This is a genomic window from Chelativorans sp. J32 (genome assembly GCF_000518985.1).
Taxonomy (GTDB): domain Bacteria; phylum Pseudomonadota; class Alphaproteobacteria; order Rhizobiales; family Rhizobiaceae; genus Chelativorans.
In genome coordinates, this window is record NZ_JAEQ01000010.1 from 102,570 (window position 1) to 122,473 (window position 19,904).

At 61.1% G+C, this 19,904-nt stretch carries 22 protein-coding genes and 1 tRNA gene; 9 read left to right on the forward strand and 14 right to left on the reverse strand.

The window, feature by feature from the left end:
* The first annotated feature begins 108 nt into the window (after positions 1-108).
* On the forward strand, positions 109-303 hold the full coding sequence (locus CHEJ32_RS0114345; protein ID WP_012092684.1) for a heavy-metal-associated domain-containing protein: 195 nt from the start codon (positions 109-111) through the stop codon (positions 301-303).
* A gap of 14 nt (positions 304-317) precedes the next feature.
* Positions 318-722, forward strand: coding sequence for a DUF305 domain-containing protein (locus tag CHEJ32_RS0114350; protein WP_012092685.1), 405 nt, complete (start codon positions 318-320; stop codon positions 720-722).
* A 104-nt stretch (positions 723-826) separates the two neighbouring features.
* Here CHEJ32_RS0114350 and CHEJ32_RS27175 read toward each other — a convergent pair whose 3' ends face one another.
* The gene (locus tag CHEJ32_RS27175; protein WP_156122387.1) at positions 827-1,003 is read right to left on the reverse strand and encodes a hypothetical protein; all 177 of its coding nucleotides are present in this window, start codon (positions 1,001-1,003) and stop codon (positions 827-829) included.
* Between the two features lie 178 nt (positions 1,004-1,181).
* On the opposite strand from CHEJ32_RS27175, the gene CHEJ32_RS0114360 reads away from it, so the two are divergent.
* The 3 genes from CHEJ32_RS0114360 to CHEJ32_RS0114370 are packed head-to-tail and all read left to right on the forward strand — an operon-like array spanning position 1,182 to position 2,769.
* A complete protein-coding gene (locus tag CHEJ32_RS0114360; RefSeq protein WP_028034411.1) occupies positions 1,182-1,457 on the forward strand; it encodes a metal-sensitive transcriptional regulator in 276 nt (91 codons plus the stop codon).
* An 18-nt stretch (positions 1,458-1,475) separates the two neighbouring features.
* Positions 1,476-2,243 carry a glutaredoxin family protein gene (locus tag CHEJ32_RS0114365; RefSeq protein WP_012092687.1) on the forward strand — a complete coding sequence of 256 codons (768 nt, stop codon included), beginning with the start codon at positions 1,476-1,478 and terminating at the stop codon, positions 2,241-2,243.
* A gap of 22 nt (positions 2,244-2,265) precedes the next feature.
* On the forward strand, positions 2,266-2,769 hold the full coding sequence (locus CHEJ32_RS0114370; protein WP_012092688.1) for a DUF305 domain-containing protein: 504 nt from the start codon (positions 2,266-2,268) through the stop codon (positions 2,767-2,769).
* A gap of 131 nt (positions 2,770-2,900) precedes the next feature.
* Here the strand turns inward: CHEJ32_RS0114370 and CHEJ32_RS0114375 are convergent, their stop codons facing one another.
* The 4 genes from CHEJ32_RS0114375 to CHEJ32_RS0114390 all read right to left on the reverse strand — a co-directional run bounded on the left by CHEJ32_RS0114375 (position 2,901) and on the right by CHEJ32_RS0114390 (position 6,887).
* A complete protein-coding gene (locus tag CHEJ32_RS0114375) occupies positions 2,901-3,701 on the reverse strand; it encodes a TlpA disulfide reductase family protein (RefSeq protein WP_012092689.1) in 801 nt (266 codons plus the stop codon).
* 1 nt (position 3,702) lies between these two features.
* A complete protein-coding gene (gene dsbD, locus CHEJ32_RS0114380; RefSeq protein WP_034658536.1) occupies positions 3,703-5,520 on the reverse strand; it encodes a protein-disulfide reductase DsbD in 1,818 nt (605 codons plus the stop codon).
* Positions 5,521-5,552: 32 nt separating this feature from the next.
* A complete protein-coding gene (locus CHEJ32_RS0114385) occupies positions 5,553-6,161 on the reverse strand; it encodes a DsbA family protein (RefSeq protein WP_028034413.1) in 609 nt (202 codons plus the stop codon).
* Between the two features lie 186 nt (positions 6,162-6,347).
* Entirely contained in the window at positions 6,348-6,887 is a 540-nt protein-coding gene (locus tag CHEJ32_RS0114390; RefSeq protein WP_012092692.1) for a thioredoxin family protein, read from the reverse strand.
* 335 nt (positions 6,888-7,222) lie between these two features.
* Between CHEJ32_RS0114390 and CHEJ32_RS0114395 the strand changes: the two genes are divergently transcribed.
* Positions 7,223-7,879, forward strand: a complete 657-nt coding sequence (locus CHEJ32_RS0114395) for a L,D-transpeptidase (RefSeq protein WP_109707754.1) — start codon at positions 7,223-7,225, stop codon at positions 7,877-7,879.
* A gap of 107 nt (positions 7,880-7,986) precedes the next feature.
* On the opposite strand, the gene CHEJ32_RS0114400 is transcribed toward CHEJ32_RS0114395, so the two are convergent.
* The 4 genes from CHEJ32_RS0114400 to CHEJ32_RS26325 all read right to left on the reverse strand — a co-directional run bounded on the left by CHEJ32_RS0114400 (position 7,987) and on the right by CHEJ32_RS26325 (position 10,857).
* Complete coding sequence (locus tag CHEJ32_RS0114400; protein WP_012092694.1) at positions 7,987-9,327, reverse strand: ATP-binding protein; 1,341 nt, start codon at positions 9,325-9,327, stop codon at positions 7,987-7,989.
* The gene (locus tag CHEJ32_RS0114405; protein ID WP_012092695.1) at positions 9,327-9,989 is read right to left on the reverse strand and encodes a response regulator transcription factor; all 663 of its coding nucleotides are present in this window, start codon (positions 9,987-9,989) and stop codon (positions 9,327-9,329) included. Before CHEJ32_RS0114405 ends, CHEJ32_RS0114400 begins: the two co-directional genes overlap by 1 nt.
* Positions 9,990-10,534: 545 nt before the next feature.
* Positions 10,535-10,625 (reverse strand) — tRNA-OTHER (locus CHEJ32_RS27180).
* Entirely contained in the window at positions 10,582-10,857 is a 276-nt protein-coding gene (locus CHEJ32_RS26325; protein ID WP_028034416.1) for a hypothetical protein, read from the reverse strand. The genes CHEJ32_RS27180 and CHEJ32_RS26325 overlap by 44 nt, the downstream gene beginning before the upstream one ends.
* Positions 10,858-10,879: 22 nt before the next feature.
* Here CHEJ32_RS26325 and CHEJ32_RS26330 point away from each other — a divergent pair, with 22 nt between their 5' ends.
* A complete protein-coding gene (locus CHEJ32_RS26330) occupies positions 10,880-11,137 on the forward strand; it encodes a hypothetical protein (protein WP_028034417.1) in 258 nt (85 codons plus the stop codon).
* Positions 11,138-11,229: 92 nt separating this feature from the next.
* Here CHEJ32_RS26330 and CHEJ32_RS26335 read toward each other — a convergent pair whose 3' ends face one another.
* The 3 genes from CHEJ32_RS26335 to CHEJ32_RS0114435 all read right to left on the reverse strand — a co-directional run bounded on the left by CHEJ32_RS26335 (position 11,230) and on the right by CHEJ32_RS0114435 (position 13,943).
* Complete coding sequence (locus CHEJ32_RS26335; RefSeq protein ID WP_051469690.1) at positions 11,230-11,706, reverse strand: DoxX family protein; 477 nt, start codon at positions 11,704-11,706, stop codon at positions 11,230-11,232.
* A gap of 311 nt (positions 11,707-12,017) precedes the next feature.
* Complete coding sequence (locus tag CHEJ32_RS0114430; protein WP_198023873.1) at positions 12,018-12,494, reverse strand: Lrp/AsnC family transcriptional regulator; 477 nt, start codon at positions 12,492-12,494, stop codon at positions 12,018-12,020.
* Positions 12,495-12,587: 93 nt separating this feature from the next.
* Positions 12,588-13,943 carry an aminotransferase class III-fold pyridoxal phosphate-dependent enzyme gene (locus tag CHEJ32_RS0114435; RefSeq protein ID WP_028034419.1) on the reverse strand — a complete coding sequence of 452 codons (1,356 nt, stop codon included), beginning with the start codon at positions 13,941-13,943 and terminating at the stop codon, positions 12,588-12,590.
* A 275-nt stretch (positions 13,944-14,218) separates the two neighbouring features.
* On the opposite strand from CHEJ32_RS0114435, the gene CHEJ32_RS0114440 reads away from it, so the two are divergent.
* Both CHEJ32_RS0114440 and CHEJ32_RS0114445 read left to right on the forward strand, forming a co-directional pair.
* Positions 14,219-15,466: a methylaspartate ammonia-lyase gene (locus CHEJ32_RS0114440; RefSeq protein WP_028034420.1), complete on the forward strand. Its 1,248-nt coding sequence runs from the start codon at positions 14,219-14,221 to the stop codon at positions 15,464-15,466.
* A 10-nt stretch (positions 15,467-15,476) separates the two neighbouring features.
* The gene (locus CHEJ32_RS0114445; RefSeq protein WP_028034421.1) at positions 15,477-16,700 is read left to right on the forward strand and encodes a methylaspartate ammonia-lyase; all 1,224 of its coding nucleotides are present in this window, start codon (positions 15,477-15,479) and stop codon (positions 16,698-16,700) included.
* Between the two features lie 83 nt (positions 16,701-16,783).
* On the opposite strand, the gene CHEJ32_RS0114450 is transcribed toward CHEJ32_RS0114445, so the two are convergent.
* Both CHEJ32_RS0114450 and CHEJ32_RS0114455 read right to left on the reverse strand, forming a co-directional pair.
* Positions 16,784-17,827, reverse strand: a complete 1,044-nt coding sequence (locus CHEJ32_RS0114450; protein WP_028034422.1) for a tartrate dehydrogenase — start codon at positions 17,825-17,827, stop codon at positions 16,784-16,786.
* A 14-nt stretch (positions 17,828-17,841) separates the two neighbouring features.
* Positions 17,842-19,893 (reverse strand): FAD-dependent oxidoreductase, encoded by a 2,052-nt coding sequence (locus tag CHEJ32_RS0114455; RefSeq protein ID WP_051469691.1) that lies wholly within the window; start codon positions 19,891-19,893, stop codon positions 17,842-17,844.
* Between the last annotated feature and the right edge of the window lie 11 nt (positions 19,894-19,904).

Sequence of the window (19,904 nt, forward strand, 5' to 3'; positions counted from 1 at the left end):
TCCAACCATGGGAAGGTCAAGAGGACAAACAGAGAAAAATCGCCATTGACCTTCCCATGGTTGGAAGCCCCACATTTGGCAACGTGAGACCAAACAAGGAGAATTCTCATGGAACTCAGAATCGAGAACATGACCTGCGGTGGCTGCGCAAAATCCGTCACCAAGGCGATCCAGTCAGTCGACCCCACCGCCAGGGTGGAGACGAATCCGGAGGCGCGGGCGGTCAAGGTTGAGACGACTGCTAGTGCGGGGGCTATTCAGCAGGTTCTCGAAGAAGCCGGCTATCCTGCAACTGTAAACTGACCAGGAGCTGTGTCATGAACAAGCTCACCCCGATCTTCATTGCCGGCGCGTTCGTCATTGCTGGCGGACTCGCCTACGCACAGTCTCAGATGGACGAGCAAGGCCAAGGAGCGACCATGAATCACGGCGAACATGCCGGACACGGCGCCACCGCGCCTTCGGATAACCCTGTCATTCGCGCCTACCAGCAAGTCAACGACAAGATGCATGCCGATATGGCGATCGAGTTTACGGGCGATGCGGATGAGGATTTCATGCGCGGCATGATCCCCCATCACCAGGGCGCCATCGACATGGCTCGTGTCGTTCTCGAACACGGATCAGACCCCGAGGTGCGAGCACTTGCTGAGGAGGTCATCTCCGCCCAGGAGGCGGAAATCGCGCAGATGCAGGAATGGCTGGCCAAGCGCAGCCAATGAGACGGTGAAGGGCGGATCAATTCCGCCCTTTTCCTTTGCCGGTCATCAGCACGAGGACGGTTGCCACCGCGAAGGCGACAAGCGCCCCATCGGTGCGCCTTCGGTCAAGGCAAACGGCTCGCGTGGACGCTGAACCACGTCTGGAACCCTGTTTCGAAAATGGTGATGCGTCCGCGGGCCTCGACCAGGGATAACAGCGTATCGGCCAGATCCCTGACCGCAAGCAACCCGACCCGAAGCTCTCCAACTGCGGCGATCAGATTCTCGGCTCTGATCTTCATGTCCATCTCCTTCGTTTGGCCCTCCAAGATGAGGGTTCCAACCATTGGAAGGTCAACCCCACTGATGATCGCGACAATGGTGCAAAGCAGACAGAAAGCGCCGGCGAGATTTTTTGATCGGAGGGAACCAAGATGGCTCTCGAACCTTAAATATACCCATACGGGGTATTTTACGGCCATGTGCCAGAAGGACAACAAAGCCCTCCGCGCGAGGCTCAAGCGAATCGAAGGACAGGTGCGAGGGGTCAGCCAGATGGTGGCCGATGACCGTTACTGCATCGATATCCTGCATCAGATCCACGCCATCAAGGCGGCGCTGGCCAAGGTCGAGACCGAAATCCTCAAGACCCACGCCGCTTGCTGTGTCGAGGAAGCGATAGCGGCAGGTGATGCGGACGCGCAACGCCGCAAATTCAGCGAGTTGGTCGAGGTGTTCGCAAAAGCAAAACTCTGAAATCGAAGGACTGACGACATGGCCACTTCCACCGCAAAACGCGCCGACCTGCACAGGATGGTGACCCACGAACATACCTGTCCCTACGGTCTCAAATCGCTCGACCTCCTGAAACGGCAGGGCTACGAGGTCAACGATCATGAGCTGACGTCGCGCGCCGAGATCGATGCTTTCAAGAAAACGCACGGCGTCGACACCACACCGCAGACCTTTATCGGCGGCAATCGCATCGGCGGCTACGACGATCTTCTCGCCTTCTTCGGCAAGGAGGTAAAGGACAAGGACGCCACCACCTATACGCCGGTGATCGCGTTGTTCGCGATGGCTGCGTTGATGGCGCTAGCGACGAGTTGGGCCGCGTTCGGTACCCTTGCGACCGTTGCGGCGGCAGAATGGTTCATTGCCATCGCCATGTGTCTGCTCGCCCTGCAGAAGCTCAAGGACGTGGAAAGCTTCGCTACCATGTTCCTCAACTACGATCTGTTCGCCCAGCGCTGGGTGCGCTACTCCTACGTCTATCCGTTCGCCGAAGCGCTGGCGGGCATCCTGATGATGGCCGGCGCGCTGATGTGGCTGTCGATCCCCGTTGCCCTCTTCATCGGCACTGTCGGAGCCGTATCGGTCTTCAAGGCGGTCTATATCGACAAGCGCGAACTCAAATGCGCCTGCGTTGGCGGTGACAGCAACGTTCCGCTCGGCTTCGTCTCGCTGACGGAGAACCTGATGATGGTCGGAATGGCGATCTGGATGCTACTCAAGCCCATGGGCATCGGTCTCGGACATTAAGCGAAAACCAAGGAGCCACGAGATGACCCAATCGTCCCATAATGGCAAGCACGAACACGCCGATCACGGCGAAGGACGTCCCTACCTGATGTTCTGGATCAACATGGCGCTCGGCCTGATCGTCATGTACGTCGTCATGTTCTCGATGATCGACGGATTTCAAGATTTCCGAAACAATCTCAACATGTTCTACATGGCCGTGACCATGTGGGCGCCGATGGGCATCTTCATGCTGGCAACGATGCCCGGCATGTTTCCGCGAAAAGGGCTCAATATCACCCTCTACGCCGTCTTCCTCGTCTTGACGATCGCCTCATTCGCAGCCACACGAAGCCAAACCCTGATCGGTGACGGGCAGTTCATCGATTCGATGATCCCGCACCACTCGGGCGCGATCCTCATGTGCCGGGAAGCAGACCTGCGCGATGCTGAATTGCTGACGCTTTGCGAAGAAATCATCGCAGCCCAGCGCAGCGAGATCGAGCAGATGGAGACAATTAAGGCTCGTCTCGATCAAAGGCCCTAAGACCTGTTGCCTTGCCCAATAGCGTCCGAGAATGGCAGGCTCAATGAGGATTGCATGACAAAACATCATGAGGATGGTCGCAGCTTCGTCACGGTCGTCAGCAAAAGCCAGCCGTGCCGGACCTGCGGCGGCTATTCGAGACCTTGAATGCCGCTCACGAGGGCTTCTCTTGAGATCTCGCCCATGTGTACCGATTGCAGCGTCCCGTCGCTCTTGAGGAACAACGTAGCCGGCAGGCCCGGTACCTCGTAATGACGACCGAACTCACCGAGTCCGTCGAGCACCACATGCTCAAGCTCAAGATTCTCGGCTGTGAGGTAGCGCTGAATGATCTCCTGGCCTTCACCTTGGTTGACGAAGACAAGTTCGGCAGCGTCCGTATTTGCGGCAACGTCCGCCATCATCGGCATTTCACGGCGGCAGGGCGGGCACCACGTCGCCCACAGGTTGATGACCACAGGTTGACCTTCGAGTTCACTTGGATTGAACCGTTCTCCGGCCAGCGTGCGGTAGATGTCTCCGGTCGGCAGCGGTGTCGCCGGCACGCCGGCGCTGAGCTGCAGTACGAAGAACGCGACATAGGCCGCAGCGGCGCTCGGCAGGGCCGTCCACAATGTGAGCCGCAATTCGCGCCGGAAGCGAAAGAACGTGTAGGCGAACGCCAGCGCAATGCCGGCTTCGATCATGAAGCCGCCCTGCCACATGTAGAATACGCGCAGCGGCTCGGCGAGGAAACTGCTCGCGTGCTGGATGACGTGCCCGACGCGCGCGCCGACCACGAAAGCGACGGTCGCGCCCCAGGCCCAGGACGAAAAGCGCTGATCGACCTTGCGGGCGAGGATCTCGCTCAGCAGGAGAAAGGCGGCGATGGCGAGGATCGCGGCGAAGCGGTCGGGTGCGAAGACGAAAGGCCCGATGGCGACTGCGTTCATCTCACTGCCTCGCCTGAGAGACCGATGTCAGCAACGTATCGGTTGTCACATCGCCGATGAGGCGGGAGCCGTTTGCCTCCGAGGCATTTCGGTTGAAGAAGATCATGGTCGGTGGGCCGACCACAGCAAGATCGCGCATCAGACCCTGACTGGCCTCATCCAGTCCGGTCAGATCCACCTTGACACGCTGGAAGTCGTTCAGTGCGGCAACGATTTCCGTGCTCGAAAAGACGTCGCGTTCGATCGTCTTGCAGATGACGCACCAGTCGGCCGTGAAATAGACCAATGTCGGACGTCCGTTGGCAGAGGCAATCGCTTGCTCGACCTGCGGCGTCGAGTTTGCCTCGATGAATGTCATCTCGGACTGGGCGATCTGCTGGCCCGAACCGGTCATGACGAAGTGGGCGAGCGGACGTAGCGGGTCGGTCCCGCCCGACGCCGCCCCGATCGCCAGGATGACGCCGCCGAGGGAAACCCCAAGTCCGGCGGCTTTGCGGAAACGTGGCCAGGCACCCGCATCGGCCAGGAGCCGATCAGCGACGCCGATGAAGACCGCAACAATCAAGAGGAGGCCCGCCCAAAGCGCCAGCGTCACTTGCGGCGGCAGGATTCGGGAGACCATCCAGATCGCCGCGCCGAGAAAGACGAAGCCGAACGCGTATTTGACCTGCACCATCCACGCCCCCGCACGCGGCAGAGCGCGGCTCCCCATCGTGCCAAAGGCGATCAGCGGAATGCCTTGGCCGAGCCCGAGGGCAAACAGCGCACTCGCGCCGATCCAGGCATCGCCCGTATGTGCGATATAGAGAAGTGCCGCGGCGAGCGGCGCGGTGACGCAGGGACCGACGATCAGCGCGGAAAGGAAGCCCATTCCGGCGGCTCCGCCCACCGAGCCGCGCGTGCCGGCCTGTACCCCTGCCATCCGGCTGACCCAGGTGGTCGGCAGTTGCAGTTCGAACAGGCCGAACATCGCCGTCGCCAGCACGACGAACAGCGCTGCGACGGCGCCAATGGCGTAGGGCGATTGCAGCACCATCTGGAGGTTTTGGCCGGACCACGCGGCAACCACGCCAAGCAGGCCAAACGCTGCGGCCATTGCCAGCACATAGGCCAAAGACAGGATGAAGCCGCGCCGGGCCGTCAATGCCTCGCCCTCGCGCGCCAGGGTCGCGCTCAGGATCGGATACATGGGCAGCACGCAGGGCGTGAAGGCGAGCAACAGCCCGAAGGCGAGGAAACTCACGATCACCCAGATCGCACCGCCGCTGGCGAGAAGCGAGCCGACCATGCCGCCGTCCTGCGTGTCCTCAGCCAGGCTGAAGCCGCCGTTTCCCGTCCCTCCGGCAGGGGCGGCCGGAGTTGGACCTATGCCAAAGCCGACAACGGGTTCGGAAACCTGAAGGTTTGCCGTGTTGACCGTCAGGGTCAGCGGCGGATAGCAGATCGAATCCTTCTTGCAGCCCTGATAGGTGACTGCGACCTGCCCGGGCGCTTCAGTGCCGAGACGTGCCACCGCTTCAAGATAATAGACCTCCGAAGGACCGAAGTTGGCATCCTCTGTCTCCACGACGCCCGGTCCAGTCGACAGCGGGATCGGCTCGCCGGTCGCGGCATCCTTCGCTTCCAGATGATCGCGATAGAGGTAATAGCCTTCCTCGATTTCCCACCGGAGTTGGATCTGCTGATCCGCATTCCGCTCAACCGAGAAACGGAAGGCTTCCTCGGCTTGCAGGAGATCCTCCTGTTGCGCCGCGGCGGGCAGCGACAGGAAGACGAAGAACAGGCCAGCAAGGAGGCGGAGTATGGGCATTGAGGACATGAAATTACTCGGATGATCGCGATCGGGATGCATCAAGACGCTTCGCGAGCGTCTGCGACAACCTGGCGGAAGCCGTCCTCGTCGAGGGCGGAGGCGACGAGAAACCGACCGATCAGAAACACGGGCGTGCCACGCAGACCGAGCCCCTCGGCCTGCGCGTTATTGCGCTGAAGCAAGGCGGTGATCTCGGCGTCGCGGCGGTTGGCTTCGGTCTCGAGACCCGCCGTGTCGAAGCCGGCACCTTCCAATGCCTGTCGCATCTGCTCTTCTGGCACCCGCGACCCTTCGATACCCATCAACGCCAGATAGGCTTCCTCGTAGCGGTTCTGATACCCGGCCGCCAACGCCAGCTTTGCGCCATCGACCGAAGACTGCGCGAGGATCGGCCAGTCCTTGTAGACGTGACGCACATTGCCGTCCGATTCCAGCACCGTATTCAGCGGCTCGACGGTGCGCTTGCAGAAAGGACAGTTATAGTCAAAGAACGAGACGATCGTCAGGTCGCCGTTCGGGTTGCCGCCGACCGGCGCCTCCGGGTCGTTCAGGATCATCTCGGCTGACATGTCGTCGGCACGCACGGGCATGGCAAAGCCGGCGGCAGCGAGCGCCGCCAGGCCCGAGAGCAAGGTCCGCCGACTCAATGCACCGCGGAACGGCGGCCTACCCATAGCGAAAGGATGAGGTCTACGTGTGCAGAGGCGCCGATCGTGCATGGTCTCAAAGCTCCAGATCATGGATATTGAAGCGAGCGCACTCTCCCGAGCTTAAGACAGTCTTAAGGACCGCATTGAGCCGAAGATGCGACGGCAGTTTATCCTGACTCCGGACTATCGGGTGAACGGCCGCAACCGCCGCATGAGATCGCGCCTGCTGAACGGTCCGACCGAACGGGTGCCGTTGTATTCCTGTCCGGTGGCTGCATCCACGACGAAGAATGTCGGCGGGCCGCTCGCTCGAAGGTGGGAGAGGAGCTGGCGGTTTCCCTCGTCCATCGCCGTGACGTCCACCTTGACGAGAGGGACAGCCTCAAGGTGTTGCAGCACAGCAGGGTGGGCGAGGATTTCCCGCTCAATGCGGTGGCACACCGCGCACCAATCCGCACGGATGTCGATGAGCGCGAAGCTATGTGTTCGTGCGATCTGCTCCAGTCTCTCCCGGTAGGAAGCGACGTCCGTGACCATTGCAGCCGGATTGGCGGCGGCCATCCCGCTGGGAGTCGCCAACAATCCTACCGGCACCACCAGGCCCCCGAGCAGAAGCTCGCGGCGGGTCCATTGGTCATTCTTGCGTCGAGCATCAGCATCGATGCCGCATCCAACACCTTCCGCGGACGCTACGGCGTTGTTTCTTAAAAGTCGCGTCCGCATCCTCGTCTCTTTCACAGGACCGGCGGCAAAGCGGGCGTTCCTTAAGGCCCGCTTAAGGGCGGAAAAGTGCTCCTCGCCTGCGACGCAAGCCCGCGTTTCCAACAAAGTGCCCCCACCCAATCGAAAACCTGTTCGGCCGGATCACTTGAGCCGCAGGCCGGCGCCTGAAGTCCCCGCCGCTTCGCTATCTTCGGCCGCGCTTACCTTAAGCTGCTCTTAAGATGGGCATCGTGCTGTGCGGCCTGATTGATCGCAAAGCAGAGAGCGTACGAAACGTGAGCAAGCTACCGACACCCGCAATCGCGCGACGCGCTTTCCTCATTGGCGCCAGCGCAATGACTCTCGCCGGATGCGTTTCCACGAGGCAAACACCGCAAGTCGCGCAGCCGGTCTCGATGCCTCCTCCGCCGCCGACGCCCCCGATGTACTACGCACTGCCGAACGAGCGCTTCCCGATCCCGGAAGTCGACGTTTCCAAGGTCGATCCGAAATGGTGGCGGACGGAAGTCGACTATCCAACCGATGAACGAGCCGGAATCGTCATCGTCGATACGCCAAACCGTTACCTCTACCACGTTCAGCCTCACGGCCGCGCAACCCGATACGGTGTGGGTGTCGGCAGGGACGGTTTTTCGTGGGCTGGTCGAGGGCGTCATATCGCATACAAGCGGGAATGGCCGCGCTGGACACCTCCCGATGAAATGGTTGCGCGCCAACCCGAGTTAGAGCCCTACTCAATCGCCAATGGCGGCATGGACCCGGGGCTGAAAAATCCACTTGGAGCACGCGCCCTCTACATTCATGAAGGAAACCGGGACACGATCTATCGCATCCACGGAAACCCGGAATTCTGGACCATCGGCCAGGCCGTTTCATCAGGATGCATCCGGATGATCAATCAGGATGTCATCCACCTCGCCGACAACGTTCGCGACGGGAGCCCGCTGGTTGTGATAGCAGATCCGGCTATGGGGCATCTTTTGGTGGGATAGCTTCGTCGCGCGGCGAGAAGATCACTCCCTGCGTTGGCGCATCCTGCTGGCACTCCATCTTCTTGAAGATGAGTTGGCTGCGCCCCGCACCATGTATGTGCAACGGGTCACGCGGCGTTCGCCATCACCGCTTGCAGCCCTCCGCAATCGCGATTCTGAAGTCGTAGGTGCCAACCACTCCGCCCGAGCGCCAGTTCGACGATCGCGAGACCGAGACCGCTGCCGACCGGTACTTTGTTGCGGCCGCGAAAGAAGCGTTCGGTGACGCGGGCCAACTCCTCCTCGGGGATACCGGGACCATCATCCTCGATGATCATCTGGCCCTCTTCGGCGGGGCCGGCCACACGACACCTGACGACGCCTCCGGGCGGCGAATGGTTCACAGCGTTCTCCATCAGATTCCGGGCAGCAAGAGCGAACAGATCCGGCTCGATGTCCAGCTCGATGCGGTCAAGATCAGGGGAAACCTCGACCGCAACGCCCCTGGTCGGATCTGCTAATTCGTCCGCGAGCGCTCTCAGTATACTCCCGGGCCATACCTTCCCACTACGCTCGCCCTGGTCGAGCGCCTCAACCGCCGACATATCCAGCAATTGCCGAACGAGCCGGCCGGTGCGGTCTACGCCAACCATGATCTGACGCAATGCCTGCTCGCGGATCGTGCCATCGCCGCTTGCAAGCGCGACCTGCGCCTGCGTCTTGAGGCCGGCCAACGGCGTGCGCAGTTCGTGGGCGGCAAAGGCGGTGAAGTTGCGCTCGCGTTCCCGAAGCCCGGCCACGCGTGCAAACAATCCGTTGAGCGACTGCAAGACCGGCGCAATCTCCTTCGCGGTCTGCACGTCCTCGATCGGGCTGAGGTCGGAGGCGGGTCGTGCTTCCAGGTCGCCTGCGATCTTCCTTAGCGGCTCAAGGCCGCGCCTGACGCTGAGCCAGATCAGGACAGCAAGAACCGGCAACATCAGCAGGACCGGCAGGAGAAGACCGCGGATGACGTCGTTCACCAACCCGTTACGGATACTCAGATTGTCGCCGACCAGAACGCGAACACCGCGCTCGGTATTGGTGATTGCATAAACCCGCCACCGCTCACCATTTATCACGGTTTCGGAGATCCCGTCGGTGTGCTCCGACATTGCTTGATCGGGCGCCGCATCCGATCGCCCGATCAATGTCCCCTGCAGCGACCAGATCTGGCACGAAAGCTGGCGGTCATAGGCGCTGTGGCCGCGCACCGGCAGATCGGACGTGATCGTTTGCGTCGGATCGATGGCGATCTCCTGGCTGACGATCAATGAGGAAACCATCCGGCCGGCTTCCATCAGCCGCGCGTCGAGAACCCGTTCCACCTCCGCGCGCGTGGAAAGGAAAATCCAGACGACCGCCGACAGCCAGACGAGACCGGTGGTCAGGGCGAGGATCAGGAACAGCCGTTTGGAGATCGACGGCATCACGGTTCGTCTCCGAGGCGATAGCCGATCCCACGGACGGTCTGGATCATGCCCGGTCCCAGCTTGCCGCGAAGATGATGGATGTGGACCTCGACAGCATTGCTCTCGACCTCCTCCTGCCAGCCGTAAAGCTTCTCCTCGATCTGGCTCCGCGACAGGATCCGGCCGGGATGGATCATGAGGGCATGCAAAATCGAGTATTCGCGCCGCGACAGGCGGATGGGTTCGCCTTGGTGTTCGACATTCTGGTTTGCAGGATCGAGCCGCAGGCCGCGCCATTCGATAAGCGCCTGCGGCCGGCCAGCGGCACGGCGGACGAGCGCGCGCAGCCGCGCCGCGACCTCGTCGAGGTCGAACGGCTTGCCGAGATAGTCGTCGGCCCCCGCATCCAGTCCGTGAATCCGGTCGGCGACCTGATCACGCGCAGTCAGGAGGAGGACGGGCGTGGCGTCCTGCCGTTCCCGCAGGGATTTCAGCACGTCGAGGCCGGAACCGTCGGGAAGCATCAGGTCAAGCACCAGCGCATCGAACTCATGGTTCGTGAGAGCTGCGCCGGCTTCTTCGCAGGTTTTGACCGCATCGGCGGTGAAGCCGCCAATCGAAAGGCCCACCGTCAATCCGTCTCTGAGGACGGCATCATCTTCGACTATCAGCACGCGCATGGTTATCACCCGAGGTTCCAGGTCGCATTTCTATACGAGGCTTAAGGCAGCCTTAAGGATCGAACTTGAGCGCGCTCGATATCGTTCGGGGATTGGGCGCCTGTGATGTACCTCATCTTACCTGAGCCAAGAGTCGGACGTCTTCGAGACTTGGAATCGCGCCGGCAAAAACGCCGTTCTCGCCCTGATCCTTATGGGCATCTCCAGCCCAGCGCCGAAACAAAACGCTGGCATGGCGGCAGTGTACCCGTCATTCCGGCCCTCCTGTCCATCGGGCTGTTGCTGGTCGCGGTGAAGGAACTCGCCCGGCCTGAAACGATACGCGGGTCCACTTGTCTGCCCGAGCCAGTTGGGCAATGCGCATTGGAGACGGACTCGAATCAGTTCGGCTCGCCGAGGCATCGTCCGGCTGGTGTTCAGGCGATCATCCCGTCCTGCCTGCTCAGGCGTCATTCGTGTTGACCAGGTGTTGGCCAAGCCCAAAAAGGGAAGGGCCACCCGAAGATGGCCCTTACTCAATCCTTTGATTTCCTTTAGAAATCTGAAGAGAGCGAAGGGATTCGAACCCTTGACTCCAACCTTGGCAAGGTTGCTATGCGGCGGCCCGAAACAGCAAGTTATGATGGGTGCGCCCTCCCGCAACCATCTTTACCGGCGTCGATCGCAAGTTATGATCGACGCCGGTCCCCGCAACCATCTTTACTTGCTCGGGCAACAAGTGAAGATTAGATCCTGCCCCCGCAACCAACGATTCAGACACTCCCGCGCGAAACCCGCCGGGAGTTTTTGTTTTTGCAGCCTTCCCAACACCTTCCGCACCGAGCCACGCCAGGATCGCGCCAAGCTCGCCATGCAGCATCACCTCCATCTCGCCACGCCTGGCACCGGGGATGAGCGTCACGCGCTCGATCAGGGCGCGGATCGCTCCGCAGCCTCGCGCCGGTCCTCCGGGTGCTGCAGGCGTCGGCCAGCCGCTCGATCTTGCGCCGGTAGACCTGCGCCACGTTCGGGTGGATGTCGGGGAGGGGATGCCTGGCAGCCTCGATCTGCTCGCGCAGACCATCCTGCTTTGCTTCCAGATCGCGCAGGCGGTCCATCAGCGCACGCAAGATGCCGCCGCCAAAAATGGCGCCGCTCTACCGCTTTAAAAGGGCTCGGCCTCTGCCTCGGAAGTCCATCAGGCCGGGTGAGCGCCAGAGTTTAACATCGACCAAAGCGGGCAGCGGCGCGGTGAGCCGTCTCAGGAGCTATGGCGTAGAAAATTCAGGATCATGGCATCCAGGCTGTATGGTCCAGGGCCGCCCGTAACGATGACGATCAGCATGATGGCGTAGAGTGTCTCCGGCAGGTAAAGCCAGTCATCGAGCCGATCTGCTTCGTCGATCGGTTTGTAGATTTTAACCCGCTGGCTGCCTGTCGTCGCAACGGCGACAATGATGATGACAAGCAGACCGAGCGCGGCGAGAGGGGTAAGCAACCCGATCGTAATGGCAGCGCCGCCGCTGAACTCGACGAGCGGTACCCACCACTGGTTAAAACCGATCCACGGAATGCCGCATCGCTTCAACTCCTCGACCAGTGAGGCGTGGCGCTGTGCATTGAAAAGCTTGTGATAGCCGCAGAGCCCGAAAAATACGCCGATGGCGACACGGTTGAGAGTTAGCGCGACATCGCTCCCGCCGATGCCTCTAAAGAGTATATCTGTTACGATATCCATAATTTCTATCCGATAGACCGCGCCGCAGTACGGATAGTTATTGGTGTTAGTAGCTACCAAAGCATATATTTGTAGCGGTGTTTGGTTCACAGTTCTGCACGGCTGCGTGATTGCGGTGCGCTTGCGAACACTGTCCGTTCGATCACGCGACGATGGCAGCAAGGCCGAGCGTCAACGTCTATCTTGATGGCCGCGATTTTATGCCGGCAAGGATGCTGTCATTGTCTCCTGACGGCAGCGCTAGTCCCCCTCGGAATGAACTGAAACGTCAAAAGATACCGAACACCCCGTACGATAGCCTGCGAGCTCTGCTATTTTTCGATCAGTTCCTTCACGGGAATGCGATCGCGGATGATCGGCGACTTGATGACGATATAGCTGAAATATTTTGCGATCCCGAGATTTCTCTCCAGGAGCCCCTCCATCATCTCCTGATACTGCGCGATGGAACGGCAAAGAAACCGCAGCAAATAGTCGTATCCGCCGCTCACGAGATGGCATTCCTGCAGCTCGAGCACGTTTCGAATTCCCGTCTCGAAACGGATGAAGTTCTCGCGGCGATGATCGACGAGGGTCACTTCAGTGAAGATGGTAACCGCCTCGACCACCTTGGCAAGTTCGATCCGAGCCCCGTAACCGCTGATGATGCCGGCGTTTTCCAGACGCTTGACGCGCTGAAGACATGGACTTGGGGACAGGCCGACGGCCTCTGCAAGGCTCACATTGCTCATTCGGCCATCCTGGCTGAGGTTGGCCAGAATGGCGATGTCGATACGGTCGAGTTTCACTTTCGACAAGCGGGGGTTTCCTATGGATCGGACGTTCGGGTAGCAGGGGCCGTTGAGCGGCAAAGGCGGAAACGCTGCGACGCCTGCCAGCGTTTACACTTGCAGCATCAATGCGTCAAAAGCATTGCGCAGACGCTCCACGATCAGATCGACCTCCTCCGGCGTGATGGTCAGAGCCGGTGCCAGACCGATGATGCCGTCATCGAAGCAGCGGACCAGCAGTTTGAGGTCGCGGGTGAGGCCGAGAAGCTTCTTGCCTACCTTCAGCTCAGGCGCGAATTTGGCGCGGGTCTCGCGATCCGAAACCAGTTCGATCCCGGCGAGCAGGCCAGAGATACGGATATCGCCGACGAGCGGATGATCGGCGAGCGTACGGAGCCGCGCCTCGAAATATGGAGCGATTTTCTGCGCTTGTGAGAGGATTCCGCCATCGGTGTAGAGCCGGATGACCTCGAGCGCAGCGGCAGCGGCAACGGGATGGCCGGAATAGGTTGCGCCGTGGCCGATCGCCTTGCCATCGGGCGTCAGGTCGCGGATCTCGCGGTATATTCTGTCGGAAATCGCGAGGGCACCCATGGGAGCATAGCCGGAGGTCAGGCCCTTTGCCATCGTCATCATGTCCGGCACGACATCTTCATGATCGCAGGCGAACATGCTTGCCGTGCGGCCGAAACCCGTGATGACTTCATCGACCACGAACAAAATGCCGAGTTCGCGGCATGTTTTCTCCATGGCCTTGAGCCAGCCCTTGGGCGGTACGATTACGCCGCCAGACCCGATCACCGGCTCGCAGAAGAAGGCCGCGACTTTATCCGCTCCCAGCTCGGCCACCTTGGCCCTCAGGGCGGCCTCGCAGTCGGCGATCACGTCGGCATCCAGCCCGGTGCGGTGACGGTAGGGGTAGGGTGCCTCAATGTGGTGTTGCGTGGCGAGGGGAAGCGCGAAGCCACGATGGAAATTGGCAAGCGCCGTCAGGCCGGCACCGGTCGAGGATGAACCGTGATAGCCATATTCCAGTGCGATCATGTGCTCACGCTGCGGCTCTCCTTTCATCGACCAATAATAGCGGATGAGGCGCACTGCGCTGTCGACTGAGTCCGATCCGCCCTGAGTGAGATAAATATGGTCGAGGTCGCCAGGCGTCAGTTCGGCGAGCCGTGCGGCGAGGCGTATGGCAGTCTCGGAAGCAAAACCGAAATAGCCGGTGACATAGGCGAGCTTTTCGGCCTGCGCATTCATCGCCTCGACGACCGTCTTCTGGCCGTAGCCGACATTGACGCACCACAAGCCGGCGAAACCGTCGAGATATTCGCGGCCTGTATGATCCTTTACCGTCAGGCCGGAGCCGCGATCCAGAACCAGCGGTCCTTCCGCCTCCTGCGTTGCCCAGGCACTCACCGGGTGAACCAGGTGCTGGCGGTCGAGTTCGTAAAGATCGTTTGCGCTCATTTATGTATTTCCTTCCGTCGAGCGGAAGTCTGCACCGGATCTCCAGATTGTTCTGCGGAATAGAAACGCGCTGCAGCAGATCGCACCGGAATGATGGGGGCTGTCGCAGGTTTGTGCCGTGTCGGTCGATCCGGCTCGTTATCTCATAGCGATCGGCGGATCGCACCCATAAGAACGGAGTCTTACGCCTCAGGGGCAGGTATTTTCAGCAGATGCTGCCATGCCCGCACGTCTAGTCTGCTGGGGCGACGATGTGGCCAAATGCGGGAGGTGGAATGAAAATCCAGCAGCTTATTGCTTCGATCGGGCTCGGCGGCTCGGTCTACAAGGACCTTGCAGCGATCAAGCAGGGCGCGGAGCCGGATGGACCTCTGCTCTATAAGGGCAAGCCCGTGACCAAGGGCTTCAGCAGGATCGTCCAGCCGGGCACGTCGGTTTCGATCCAGATGGTTCTCGAGGACGGCTCGATTGCCATTGGTGACTGCACGCAAGTGATATTGGTGGGCATCGCGGGCCGAGAGGACATCTTCGATCCCGGCGAACTGAAGGAGCAGATCGAAGGGCCGATCACGGCGCGCCTGCTCGGCCAGGATGTCCGCCGCTTTCGCGATTTGGCCGAAGAGATGGACGCGTTCCTCATCAACGGCAAACGCATGCATTCGGCACTGCGATACGGCCTTTCCCAGGCGCTGTTGGATGCTGCGGCGCAAGCGCGCCGGCTGACTATGGCAGAGGTGATCGCCGAGGAGTGGGGCCTGACACCGCGCACGGAAAAACTGCCGATCCTTGCAGGCGCGCTGCGTCTCGACTGGGCACAGCATGATCGCATGATCCTCAAGCGCGCGGATGTTCTTCCCCACACGCCGTTTCTGTCAGTTCGCGATCATGTCGGTGAAAGGGGTGAACTTCTGCAGGCCTATATCGACAGGCTGGCCGCACGCATCAACGAGATCCGCGATGCGGATTACTTCCCGCGCATTCACATCGACCTCTACGGCACGCTGGGCGAGCTGTTCAACAACAAACCGATCGAAATCGCCGATTATATCGCTGATCTCGGAGGCAGGATCGCGCCGTTCCCGCTGCTGGTGGAGAGCCCGGTCGTCGCTTCCACCCGCCAAGAGCAGGCCGCGATCTACAGGGCCATACGTGCGCGCCTGTCGGAGATCGGGTCGGACACGCAACTGGTCATCGACGAATGGGCCAACACGCTGGACGACATCAAGGCGCTCGCTGAAGCGGGTGCATTGCAGAACGTTCAGATTAAGACGCCCGATATGGGCGGGATCACCAACACGATCGAAGCGCTGAACTATTGCCGCGAGCATGGCATCGGAGCTGGCCTCGGCGGTTCGGCCAACGAAACGGACATTTCGGCCAGGGTGACGGCCCATCTGGGGCTCGCATGCGGCGCGTCCATGATGTCGACCAAACCCGGCCAGGGGGGAGACGAAGGCTGGATGATCCTTGTCAATGAAATGGAACGCACGCTCGCCCGCATCCGCGCACGCGACAAAGCTTGAGGCACGACCGATGAAAATCCGCTCCGTACACACTGCTGTTGGCCTTTCCGGCTTTGCCCACAAGGACCTCGCCGGCATCAAGACAGGCGCGCCGGGTAACGGCTTCTTCTATGACGGCCGGCCTGTAACGCCGGGCTTCTCAGAAATATCGCAGGAGAGCCGGGTGCTTTCGGTCATGCTGCGCCTGGAAGACGGCAACATCGCACATGGCGACTGCCTGGACGTGATATTCGCAGGGGCTGCCGGCCGCGATAGGCCATTCGCGCCGGAAGAGCATCTCGAAACCTTCGACGCGCTCGTCAGGCCCTGGCTTGAGAAGATCGATCCTGCGGCGTTTCGCGCCAATGCCGAAGCGTTCGAGGCGCGGGTCGAAACGTCGTCCCTGCATATGGCTTTGCGCTATGGCGTGAGCCAGGCGCTGCTCCATGCGGCTTCTCTCGTGCGCGGCGTGACCATGGCTGAGGTGGTGGCGGCCGATTATGGCACCACTCCGGGCACGGCCCTGGTGCCGATTTTGGTGTCGATCCCCAAGACCGACCCGCTGGTCCTCGACCGCATGATCATGAAGCGGGCAGATCTCCTGCCGCACGCAAGCTTTACGGTCGTGGAAACCGATCTCGGCCCGGACGGGCATTTGATCCTGGATTATGCGAGAGGCCTTTCCGACCGCATCGCGGCGGTCGGAGCTAAGGACTACCAGCCGACCATTCATCTCGATACCTATGGCACGATAGGCGAGATGACGGGCAACAACATAGAAAAGATAACGGCTTTCCTCGGCCGTTTGAGCCAGGCAGCAAGCCCGTACAGGCTTTACATCGAAAGCCCGATCATCGCACCGACCCAGGACGAGCAGATCCGGCTTTACGCCGAACTGCGCCGATCCATTGCGGCCGCGGGTCTGCCGATCAGGCTGATCGTCGACGAATGGTGCAACACGCTTGAGGATATCCGGCGCTTTCACGCGGAGAAGGCTGCCGACATGGTGCAGATCAAGGCGCCGGATCTCGGCGGCATCGGCAACACCATCGAGGCCCTGATTTACTGCCGCGAGAATGGCATCGGCTGCTGCCTTGGCGGCACGGCCAACGACACGGATCAGTCATCGCGTATCGCAACGCATCTGGCCCTGGCTTGCGGGGCAGATTTCCTGCTCGGTCGGCCCGGCCTCGGAGGGGACGCTGCACTGATGATCATGCGCAACGAGATGGCGCGCACGCTTGCGCTCCTATGATCGCTGGTGCGGTCGGGAAGGCTTCCAAAAAAGAGGGGAGGGCGCATTGCGCTCTCCCCTCTTCGTATTTCCGATGGGTCGCGTCAGCCGATCTGGGCAAGCACCGCGCGGGTTATCTCGTCGGTGCGATGTCCGCCGGGGCGCACTCCGATACCGGCAGCAGTGGTGCGCGCCAGTGCCTCCATGATGTCTTTTGCGGCTTCCATCTCGCCCAGATGCTCCAGCATCATCGCCGCCGACCAGATCGCGGCGATCGGATTGGCAATGCCGAGCGAAGCGATGTCGGGCGCCGAACCGTGCACCGGCTCGAACATTGAGGGGGCGGAGCGATCGGGATTGATGTTCGCGGAAGCCGCGAAACCCAATCCACCCTGGATCGCCGCACCCAGATCGGTGAGGATATCGCCGAAGAGATTGGATGCCACGACCACGTCGAGGCTCTCCGGCTGCATCACCATCCGCGCTGCCATCGCATCGATGTGGTAGCTTCGGACTTCCACGTCGGGAAACTCCGCGGCGATCTCGGCGGTCACCTCATCCCAGAATACCATGGAGTATTTCTGCGCATTCGACTTGGTGACGGAAGCAAGCCGTCCCGAACGCGCCCGCGCCTGTTCGAAGCCGTAGCGCAGGATGCGCTCCACGCCTTCCCGGGTGAAGATCGAGGTTTCCACCGCAACTTCCTGCGGCGTGCCTTGGTGCAGACGCCCGCCCGCGCCGGAATATTCGCCTTCGGTGTTCTCGCGGATGCAAAGAAGATCGAAGTTTGTTGCCCGAAGCGGCCCTTCCACGCCGGGAAGCAGCCGATGCGGGCGGATATTGGCGTATTGGCGAAATGCCTTCCGGATCGGCAACAACAAACCATGGAGCGAAACGCTGTCGGGCACGGTTTGCGGCCATCCGACGGCGCCGAGCAGGATCGCATCGAAAGGACGAAGCTGCTCGATGCCGTCTTCGGGCATCATACGTCCGTGCCGCAGATAATAGTCGCATGACCACTCGAATGTGGTCGGCGTCAGCGCGAACCCGTGCCTTGCCGAAACGGCCTCGGCCACTCTCATTGCCGCGTCGATGACCGGTTCCCCGATGCCATCGCCGGGGATGAGGGCCAGGGAATAAGACTTCATGACATGCTCTTCGTTCATATGAATGCGCAGATGCGCAGTGCATCATACATGGCCGCGTGGACCGAGCGGCTGGTGACGCAGTCACCTATGCGGTAGAGAGCAAACTGACCCTCCGGCGGTTCCGGTTGCGCACGCCCCTCGACCGCAGCTTCGATGTCGGTGACACCCTGATTGCCCGACTTCTCCGCCAGCTCGTGGAACACCTCGTCGAGCGGTATCGTGCCATGCTCAACGATGACCTGTGGCGCAGGTCGCTCATGGATCGCGCCGGTGAGCTGATGCTCGAAACGGGCGATGTAGCCGTTGCCATCAGGCCTTACCGACAGGAGCTTGTGCTCGTGGAGGATCGGCACGTTCAGTTCGGCAAGCTTCTTGCGATAGGTGACCCGCGACTGGTACTCCATTTCCGGAGCAAGGTGCGGGTCGAGAGTTACGAGCGACACCGGTGTACCCTGTTCCGCCAGATGCATCGCCGTCGACGGAGCGGGATGGCGTCCCGTTCCGTCGTAAATGACCGCACCGGGGCGGGCCATTCCGGGATCTCCCAGCACGTCCCAGATCGAGGTGACGTGGTCGGCCCCGTCGACCCAGTCGATATCCGGAAGGCCGCCGGTGGCGACGATCACCACGTCGGGGTTGAGCGCCTCGACATCCGATGCTTCGGCATAGACATTCAGCCGAACCTCGACGCCGAGTTTTTCCAGCTCGGCCTCGCGCCAGCCGACGATCGACAGGAGATCGCGGCGGAAACCCGCCCGGCCCGCCAGAAGCAGCTGACCACCCAGCCGTGCACCCGCTTCGAGAAGCGTTACCTTGTGGCCACGCTCGGCCAGAATGCGCGCAGCTTCCATGCCACCCGGACCGCCGCCCACAACCACGGCGCGCTTTACCCGCTCCTTGGTGGGTTGCACGACCTGAGGCAAAAGCACCTCACGCCCGGTCGCAGCGTTGTGGATACAGGCGACGCGACGATAGAGACAGTGCGAAGCGCCGACACAGGGACGGATACGCTCTTCCTCGCCGCGCATGAGTTTGTTGACGATCTGCGGATCGGCAATATGGGCACGCGTCATGCCCACCATGTCGAGCAGCCCTTCCTTGATGGCGTGGCGGGCGGTGGCCAGGTCGGCAATCTTGGCAGCGTGGAAGACGGGCAGCTTGACAGATTTGCGGAATTCGCCCACCGCGGCGAGCCACGGAGCGATGGGCTGCGCCATCGCGGGAATGTTGTAGGTCAGCAGCGCGAGCTCGGTGTCGAGCCGGCCAAAGATGCAATTGAAAAAATCGATGTGACCTTCGGACTGGAGGATCTCCGCTGCCTTCAGAGCGTCCTCATAGAGGAGACCGTTGGGGTCATCCTCGTTGATGTCGTAGCGGATGCCGACAATGAAATCGTCGCCGACCTGCTTGCGGATTTCTTCATGAACCATCAGCACCAGCCGGACGCGGTTCTCCACCGATCCGCCGAAGCCGTCGGTTCGGAAATTGGTAGCCGGCGACAGGAACTGTCCGAGCAGATGTCCGCCGGTCATGGTCTCCAGGCCGTCAAGTCCGCCTTCCTTGCAACGTCTTGCTGCCTGTCCGTATTCGCGTACGACACGGCGGATGTCGTGCATGTCCATCTCGCGCGAGAAGGAACGGTGCCCCACCTCGCGCAGGCGCGAAGGCGCGATGTTCGGCAACCAGTCAACGACAGTGCTGTCCGCGCGGCGGCCCAGATGCGAAATCTGGGTCATCAGTGCCGCGCCGTGAGCGTGGATGCGCTCTGCGAACTGCTGAATGTGCGGGATGATGGCGTCTGAAGAGATATCCATCTGGCTACCGCCCCAGTTGCTGTCGCGCGACACCATGGCCGAGCCGCCAAACATCGTCAGCGCCAGGCCGCCCTTGGCCTTTTCCTCATGATAGCGCTGATAGTGTTCCATCGGCATCGTCCCATCCAGCGTGGCGGCATGGGAGGTGCTCATGATCCTGTTCTTCAGGGTTAGATGCCGGATGCGGAAGGGCTGGAGCAGCGGGTCTTTCGCAATCCGTTCAAGATTTTCCGGTGTGGTCTGGGTGGACATGAACCCATGCT

Coding starts and splice junctions, on each gene's coding strand:
- CHEJ32_RS0114370 (WP_012092688.1), top strand. CDS start 2,266: ATGACCCAATCGTCCCATAATGGCAAGCACGAACACGCCGATCACGGC.
- CHEJ32_RS0114445 (WP_028034421.1), top strand. CDS start 15,477: ATGAAAATCCGCTCCGTACACACTGCTGTTGGCCTTTCCGGCTTTGCC.
- CHEJ32_RS0114455 (WP_051469691.1), bottom strand. CDS start 19,893: ATGTCCACCCAGACCACACCGGAAAATCTTGAACGGATTGCGAAAGAC.
- CHEJ32_RS0114390 (WP_012092692.1), bottom strand. CDS start 6,887: ATGCGGACGCGACTTTTAAGAAACAACGCCGTAGCGTCCGCGGAAGGT.
- CHEJ32_RS26330 (WP_028034417.1), top strand. CDS start 10,880: ATGAGCGTCACGCGCTCGATCAGGGCGCGGATCGCTCCGCAGCCTCGC.
- CHEJ32_RS0114375 (WP_012092689.1), bottom strand. CDS start 3,701: ATGAACGCAGTCGCCATCGGGCCTTTCGTCTTCGCACCCGACCGCTTC.
- CHEJ32_RS0114405 (WP_012092695.1), bottom strand. CDS start 9,989: ATGCGCGTGCTGATAGTCGAAGATGATGCCGTCCTCAGAGACGGATTG.
- CHEJ32_RS0114400 (WP_012092694.1), bottom strand. CDS start 9,327: ATGCCGTCGATCTCCAAACGGCTGTTCCTGATCCTCGCCCTGACCACC.
- CHEJ32_RS0114350 (WP_012092685.1), top strand. CDS start 318: ATGAACAAGCTCACCCCGATCTTCATTGCCGGCGCGTTCGTCATTGCT.
- CHEJ32_RS0114365 (WP_012092687.1), top strand. CDS start 1,476: ATGGCCACTTCCACCGCAAAACGCGCCGACCTGCACAGGATGGTGACC.
- CHEJ32_RS0114435 (WP_028034419.1), bottom strand. CDS start 13,943: ATGAGCGCAAACGATCTTTACGAACTCGACCGCCAGCACCTGGTTCAC.
- CHEJ32_RS26325 (WP_028034416.1), bottom strand. CDS start 10,857: ATGGAGGTGATGCTGCATGGCGAGCTTGGCGCGATCCTGGCGTGGCTC.
- CHEJ32_RS0114360 (WP_028034411.1), top strand. CDS start 1,182: ATGTGCCAGAAGGACAACAAAGCCCTCCGCGCGAGGCTCAAGCGAATC.
- CHEJ32_RS26335 (WP_051469690.1), bottom strand. CDS start 11,706: ATGGATATCGTAACAGATATACTCTTTAGAGGCATCGGCGGGAGCGAT.
- CHEJ32_RS0114450 (WP_028034422.1), bottom strand. CDS start 17,827: ATGAAGTCTTATTCCCTGGCCCTCATCCCCGGCGATGGCATCGGGGAA.
- CHEJ32_RS0114395 (WP_109707754.1), top strand. CDS start 7,223: ATGACTCTCGCCGGATGCGTTTCCACGAGGCAAACACCGCAAGTCGCG.
- dsbD (WP_034658536.1), bottom strand. CDS start 5,520: ATGTCCTCAATGCCCATACTCCGCCTCCTTGCTGGCCTGTTCTTCGTC.
- CHEJ32_RS0114345 (WP_012092684.1), top strand. CDS start 109: ATGGAACTCAGAATCGAGAACATGACCTGCGGTGGCTGCGCAAAATCC.
- CHEJ32_RS0114440 (WP_028034420.1), top strand. CDS start 14,219: ATGAAAATCCAGCAGCTTATTGCTTCGATCGGGCTCGGCGGCTCGGTC.
- CHEJ32_RS27175 (WP_156122387.1), bottom strand. CDS start 1,003: ATGAAGATCAGAGCCGAGAATCTGATCGCCGCAGTTGGAGAGCTTCGG.